This window comes from uncultured Campylobacter sp. (genome assembly GCF_937890585.1).
Lineage (GTDB): Bacteria > Campylobacterota > Campylobacteria > Campylobacterales > Campylobacteraceae > Campylobacter_A.
Window position 1 is genome coordinate 1 of record NZ_CALACG010000082.1, and the last position, 5,923, is coordinate 5,923.

Annotated in this window: 10 protein-coding genes; all 10 read left to right on the top strand. The window is 36.9% G+C overall.

Annotation, left to right across the window (positions count from 1 at the left end; translation table 11 throughout):
* Positions 1 to 1,758, top strand: a 1,758-nt coding sequence (locus tag Q0296_RS02270) for a phage tail tape measure protein (RefSeq protein WP_298036069.1), incomplete at its 5' end; no start/stop codon positions are given.
* A 9-nt stretch (positions 1,759 to 1,767) separates the two neighbouring features.
* On the top strand, positions 1,768 to 2,139 hold the full coding sequence (locus Q0296_RS02275; RefSeq protein WP_103601962.1) for a hypothetical protein: 372 nt from the start codon (positions 1,768 to 1,770) through the stop codon (positions 2,137 to 2,139).
* Positions 2,136 to 2,618, top strand: coding sequence for a hypothetical protein (locus Q0296_RS02280; RefSeq protein WP_298036073.1), 483 nt, complete (start codon positions 2,136 to 2,138; stop codon positions 2,616 to 2,618). The genes Q0296_RS02275 and Q0296_RS02280 overlap by 4 nt, the downstream gene beginning before the upstream one ends.
* Positions 2,615 to 2,821 carry a tail protein X gene (locus Q0296_RS02285; protein WP_103603435.1) on the top strand — a complete coding sequence of 69 codons (207 nt, stop codon included), beginning with the start codon at positions 2,615 to 2,617 and terminating at the stop codon, positions 2,819 to 2,821. The genes Q0296_RS02280 and Q0296_RS02285 overlap by 4 nt, the downstream gene beginning before the upstream one ends.
* Positions 2,812 to 3,732 carry a phage tail protein gene (locus Q0296_RS02290; protein WP_298036076.1) on the top strand — a complete coding sequence of 307 codons (921 nt, stop codon included), beginning with the start codon at positions 2,812 to 2,814 and terminating at the stop codon, positions 3,730 to 3,732. Before Q0296_RS02285 ends, Q0296_RS02290 begins: the two co-directional genes overlap by 10 nt.
* A 262-nt stretch (positions 3,733 to 3,994) precedes the next feature.
* A complete protein-coding gene (locus Q0296_RS02295) occupies positions 3,995 to 4,246 on the top strand; it encodes a hypothetical protein (protein WP_298036078.1) in 252 nt (83 codons plus the stop codon).
* Positions 4,247 to 4,355: 109 nt separating this feature from the next.
* Positions 4,356 to 4,685 (top strand): hypothetical protein, encoded by a 330-nt coding sequence (locus Q0296_RS02300; RefSeq protein ID WP_298036079.1) that lies wholly within the window; start codon positions 4,356 to 4,358, stop codon positions 4,683 to 4,685.
* Entirely contained in the window at positions 4,682 to 4,915 is a 234-nt protein-coding gene (locus tag Q0296_RS02305) for a hypothetical protein (RefSeq protein WP_298036080.1), read from the top strand. Before Q0296_RS02300 ends, Q0296_RS02305 begins: the two co-directional genes overlap by 4 nt.
* Positions 4,916 to 4,924: 9 nt before the next feature.
* Entirely contained in the window at positions 4,925 to 5,377 is a 453-nt protein-coding gene (locus Q0296_RS02310; RefSeq protein WP_298036082.1) for an HK97 gp10 family phage protein, read from the top strand.
* Positions 5,378 to 5,419: 42 nt separating this feature from the next.
* The coding region (locus Q0296_RS02315; RefSeq protein ID WP_298036083.1) for an SMEK domain-containing protein at positions 5,420 to 5,923 on the top strand (504 nt) is incomplete at its 3' end.

The following is a 5,923-nucleotide window of genomic DNA, read 5'->3' on the forward strand; positions in this document are numbered from 1 at the left end:
GCAGAGAACGCAGGCGACACGATCGGCAAGATCAAAAATATTTTATCGCTAAGCCTTGATGAAACTGGCGAGATGATGGATGCTATAAACCACCTATCAAACAACAACGCCGCCAAAGCCGGCGAAATAGTTGAGGTTATGAAAAGGATCGCAGGCATCGGCAAACAAGTAGGCTTAGCAAAAGAACAAACCGCCGCGCTCGCATCTACATTTATATCGCTCGGTAAAGCGCCAGAGACTGCGGCGACCGCATCCGAAGCTTTGCTAAAAAAATTAAATAATTTAAGCTCTTTAAGCGAAGATAAGCAAAAAGCATTTGAAGAAACTGGGCTAAGTGTTAATAAATTTGCAAAAGCGATGAAAACAGACGCGCAAGGCGCAGTATTGCAATTTTTGGAAGCAATGAGCAAGGTTGAGCCACAAAGGAGAGGCGCTCTACTTACAACTATCATGGGAACAAACTATGATAGCGACATTGCAACGCTTATAAGTGGTATGGATGTCTATAAAAAGTCGCTTGATGAGGTTAGCAGCAAGGAGAAATTTTTAGGCTCAAATGAGAAAGAATTCCAAGCTAGAAGCAACACCGTCGCGAACAAAATCCAGCTAATGAAAAACACGTTAAATTCACTTGGCATAAGTATCGGCAATGTTTTTCTGCCATATGTTAGCACGGCAATAGAAAAGATCAATGGCTTTATAAAAAAAATAACCGAATTTGCACAAAACAACGAAGAGCTTGTTAAAAAGATAGGTCTTAGCGTTGCTGCGTTTTTAGGATTTAATGCATTTATGACAGCAGCAAGGGCAGCCTTTGCACTATTTACGATCTCGTTTGGCGGCTACCGTAAAATTTTAATGCTATTGCCTTTTGACTGCGTAAAACTTAATGCATCTTTGTCGCAATGTAGTATCACAATGAAAGCAAAAGCTACACTTACGGCGCTTGCTAGCAAGGCGTTAAATAGTTTTAGTCTAGCGACAAAAACAGCAGGCGGTACATCTCTAGGATTTGTCGGAGGGCTTAAAAAGATAGTTTTAGGCTTTAGAGCGCTAAGCCTTGCATTTTTAAGTAATCCAATCGGTCTTATATTAACAGCGATCGCAGCGGCTGGAGCGCTAATTTATAAATATTGGGATCATGTAAAAGCCTTTTTTACTGGCTTTTTTGAGGGACTAAGAAAAAATATAGCACCAGTTACAGACATATTTAATGGCTTTTTTACAGCCGTTAAAACAGCTTTCTCGCCATTAATGCCTATATTTTCTAAAATTTCAAGCTTTTTTAGCTCGCTTTTTGGACAGAGTAGTGCCACAAAAGAGGAGATCGAGGGGCTAACAAACGCAGGGGCTAAATTTGGCGAGGTAGTGGCAGGAGCGATCAACTTTGTTTTAACACCGATAAAGCTTTTAATCGAATTTATAACGACAGCTATAAATGGCATAAACACGCTTATAGATAGCGCCAAGAACCTTGACATCACAAAAAGCATAAAAGAGGGGCTAGGCGTTGGCGATGGCGTTGAGCGCAGTTGGTATAACCCTTTAAATTTATTTTACGATAGCAAGCCAAAAACGCAAAGCACAAGCGGAGCGATAAGCGAGAACGCGGAAGCTAAAAGACAAAACGCAGCGAACAATAAAAATCAGACTATCAACGACAACAAAGTAGTAAATATCACGATGAGCGGGTCAAACGCCACGCCGCAGGCGGTAGCCAAAGCGGTGCAAAACTCGAGCTATAGTTATGGCGACTAAGGGGTAGATATGAGGATAATAACGATTGATAAATATGTTTTTAGTATAGATGACAACGTAGCAGGCATAGAGAAAAATTTAAGCGTGAATTATGACAAGAAAAACACAATCACAAGACCAGTATATACACATCTAGGCGGATATGATGAGGAATTTAGCTTTGAAGCTACTATATTGCTCGATGACGTGCTTAAATTTAGCGGATTTGAAGAGCTAGTAAAACAAGCCATACCGCTTAAAATTTCAGCCTTTGACCTCGTGCGAGGCAACTATATACTTATCTACTCGATGACACAAAGCACCGATAACTTTGTCAAACTCTTTTTTAATGGTATTTGGTATTACACAAAAAAAATTAGAATTTCAGGCTATTTACTATGAGCGATTTTAATCAATTCAGCAAAGAGGTCACAAGGGTATTAAGAAACGCGATGAATAGAACGCTTACAAAAGTATCAAAAGAACAAAGAGAGCTAATCGCAAAAAGAGTATCGATAAAAAAGCGATACCTTGATAAAAAGCATCTTGTAAGACGCGGAGCAAGGGCAGATGACCTAAGTATCAAAATATTTGCCATGCCAAAAGCGATAACGCCTTTCATGCTCGAAGCTCACGCAAGACCAAAAGGATATGACTACGGCATACCAAAAGGGCGGCATTTCTATGTTAGAGGGCTTACCAAAACAAGGCAGAACAAAGGCAACACAAGCGGATTTTTGACAGGTCAAGCAGTCGCAAAAGATGGCAGGAGCTTTTTTTATTTACGAAAACTATCCGATCTTGACACAGAGGCGCTAAAGATAAGCGATGCAGTGTTAGCTAAGGCGGAGTATATATTTTCGCAGGAGTTGAAAAAATGAAAATTTATATAGCAAAAGATGATGAGAGTTTAGACATGATATGTTTTAAAATTTACGGATCTTTAGATCAAAACGTTTATAGTGAATTTCTAAGAGAGAACGAGCATCTTTTACACAAAACAAAGTTAAAAAGCGGTGATGAGGTAAATTTACCAAGCATCGAGCCACAAGAAGAAAAAAAGGCTAAATACTTATGGGAATAGCAGGATATAGAGCGCCACAAATTAAAATTTTATATAACGGCGTAGATAAAACGGATGAGATACCATGGATCGATATAGGCATAGATGACTACGAGAGTGACGAGAGTGATGTTTTAAATGTGCTTATGCACTGGAGCGCACCACTGCCAAGAGAAGAAGACGAGATTAAAATTTACATTGACGGCGCTTTTTTGGGTGATTTTACGATCGCCACGATAAAGTATAACTATAAGCAAAGCTACGAGATCGAGGCAATATCGGCAAATTTTTTTAAAGCTTTTCGCGAAAAAAAGAACCGAACTTTTAAAGCTCAAAGCTACGAGCAAATTTTAAGATCGATTGCCAAAGAAAATGGCTATAACATCAAGATCGATTTTAATCGAATGGATGAGGTAGGCGACATCGAGCAATACGACTTAAGCGACTGCGCGTTTTGTAAAAAGATAGCTGACGATCTCGAAATAACCTTTTGCGTGAAAAATAAAACGCTCATTTTCATAGACAAAGACAAGGATCATGACCGAGTAGAATACACCATAGTCGAAGACGAGATCATCGATCTAAACTACCAAATCAATCACACAAAAAAGTATAATGCTTGTGAGATAAAATGGTTTGACAGCGAAAAAAATAAATCAGTCGTCTCAAAGGTAGGAGTGGGAACACCGGTGCTTAAATTTAGCGACTTTGCACGTGATGAAGCAGAAGCACTATCAAAAGCAGAGGCAAAGCTAAAGAGGCAAAAAAATAGCGTATTGGCTGGTACTGTGTCGATACATGGTCGCCCTTTTTTTGCAGGTGGGTATATCAATATCAAGCTAAAGGACGAGCCAAAAACACTAAGAGCGATAATATCAAAGATCACGCATAACATAAATAATAACTGGCTTAGCACGATTGAATTTTTTTAACACAAAAATGTTACAAATGGAAACGAACCGAAAAAATAAAATATTTTTACGGAGTTAAAACGGAGTTAAGCAAAGATTAAAGTATAAAAAACCACATTTTCAGTATTTTACGCAATAATGTGATCTCGACCTCGGGCACCATTTGAATTTATAATAGATTCTATTTTTATAAAAAACCAACAATAAATCCAATAGGCGCATATATACTAACCACTATATATTTTAAAATACAGAATCAAGATCGATTAAATGGATAATAAGCATGAAAATTGATGGCGTGACAATGAGAGCCAGCGAAGCACCGGGCAAAGACGAGATCATAAGACACATAGATAAAATGGGCGTGGAGAGGGTGCTAAAAAGGGGCAATACGCATGTTTTTGAAAAACACAAAGAGACAACCTCGCAAAGCATAGTTAAAGCTTTAAATTCTATAATGGCTGTGGCTCCCAAAAAAAGGCGAGGAGAGCAAGACAAACGCTATAAGTCAAAATGGCTTTTTTATGGTTTTTGACGGTGATATAATGGTTACTTGCTTTAAACCATCCAAAGGGGCTTGAAAAATATTTTAAAGAACAGTCGATTATGCAAAAGAGAGAGGTTATTAAGCGATGGTGGCAAAAATGAGAAAGATGGATCTATATATAGCTTTTTATGATAGCACGCCTTGCGAATGGGGCATACATGAGCATGGTATAACGTGGAAAGAAGATGAGTATAGCCAAAAGGCTAACAAAGCTTATGGCTTTGCCACTTTTTGTTTAAAAAATGGGCTCTTTAATGGCGCTTTTTGTATAAGTTTTAGTAAAGAGCGCCTAGAACTAGTTAAAAATGAAGCAATTTTTGAAGAGATTTGCGAATTTGAGTGCGATATAGATAATGAAAAATTTACTAGAGAAATGAGCTTTAAAGATGCCTTTGAGCTCATATATAAGAAATTTAGCAAGATATGAAATATTTTGTTTTTGATAGTGGCATAGAACTTATTATAACAAGCGATAAAAGCCTAAAGGATAAAAGTGCTGATGTATGTTCATGTGTAGGCGACCTTACCAGCTTTATAGAGTATGTAAAGACTGCAATAGATGATGGAAGCGAGCATGATTTTTTCTTTGATAGTGGTGAAAAATTTAGCGGAGAATTTAGCGATTGCGTAGAGTATGTAGCCAAAAAGAGAGCTTAGTAGGTTTTAATGAATTTTAATAGTGCTTTAAAAAGGTTTTTATTTCGCATAGGCTCAGGGGTAAGATATAGAGCGCATAAGATAGCACCTGTTGGACCTGGAAATGACGAAGGGTATAATGGTGGAAATTTAAAAAAAGACATAAAAGTATTTGACGATAGATCGAATGATCTTAGTATAGGCGTTGGCAATAGCGCTCTTGTATCTTATGCTAAATTTGTATATTTTGGTACAAGGCCACATGTTATAAAACCAAAAAAGATGAAGGCTCTTGCAAACAAAAAGAGCGGCCAAATTTTTGGCAAAAGCGTAAATCACCCTGGCACAAAGGCAAACCCATATCTTGAGAAAGCTTTTAGCGAGTATGTAGCTAGTGCTAGCTTTGTAAAGGCAAAAGAGCAATTAGCTAGCGATATGAGCGAGGAAGTGGTAAGAGATATAAAGGTGCTTTTTAGCACATAATTATATAAAATGATGTATAATCCTATATACTAGGAGTATCGTGTGATTAGAAAAGAAATTATAGATAGTATAACTAAAGGTATAGCTATACTTAAGTACGAGATGGAGCACAAGCAAAGTCTTAGTGACTATTCTTTAAATATATATTCAGAGAATCTTTATAGAGAAATGCTAAATGCCATATATGGATATAACCTTGAAAATGCTAATACTGAAAATAAAAATGCAGCGTATATAGACTTAGTAGATTATAAAAATAAAATTTTTATCCAAATTACTTCAACAAAAACAAAAGCAAAAATAGACAATACGCTTAAAATTTTAGAAACGAAGCCAGATTTTCAAATCAAAATTTTGTATTTGCTAGACAAACCTAGTCCGCGCGATAGTAGCTTTGATGAGTGGAGAAACAAATATAGTATAGATATTGAGAAAAGTCTAATAGATGCAAAGGACTTATTGGAAGATATAAATAATCTAGAGCAAACAGAACTAGAAAAAATTTATAATTTTTTTGATATTCAAATTTTAAAAAATTATACAACA

Excerpts from the sequence above, each read along its gene's own strand:
- Q0296_RS02275 (WP_103601962.1), top strand. The coding sequence starts at position 1,768 with ATGAGGATAATAACGATTGATAAATATGTTTTTAGTATAGATGACAAC.
- Q0296_RS02280 (WP_298036073.1), top strand. The coding sequence starts at position 2,136 with ATGAGCGATTTTAATCAATTCAGCAAAGAGGTCACAAGGGTATTAAGA.
- Q0296_RS02285 (WP_103603435.1), top strand. The coding sequence starts at position 2,615 with ATGAAAATTTATATAGCAAAAGATGATGAGAGTTTAGACATGATATGT.
- Q0296_RS02290 (WP_298036076.1), top strand. The coding sequence starts at position 2,812 with ATGGGAATAGCAGGATATAGAGCGCCACAAATTAAAATTTTATATAAC.
- Q0296_RS02295 (WP_298036078.1), top strand. The coding sequence starts at position 3,995 with ATGAAAATTGATGGCGTGACAATGAGAGCCAGCGAAGCACCGGGCAAA.
- Q0296_RS02300 (WP_298036079.1), top strand. The coding sequence starts at position 4,356 with ATGAGAAAGATGGATCTATATATAGCTTTTTATGATAGCACGCCTTGC.
- Q0296_RS02305 (WP_298036080.1), top strand. The coding sequence starts at position 4,682 with ATGAAATATTTTGTTTTTGATAGTGGCATAGAACTTATTATAACAAGC.
- Q0296_RS02310 (WP_298036082.1), top strand. The coding sequence starts at position 4,925 with ATGAATTTTAATAGTGCTTTAAAAAGGTTTTTATTTCGCATAGGCTCA.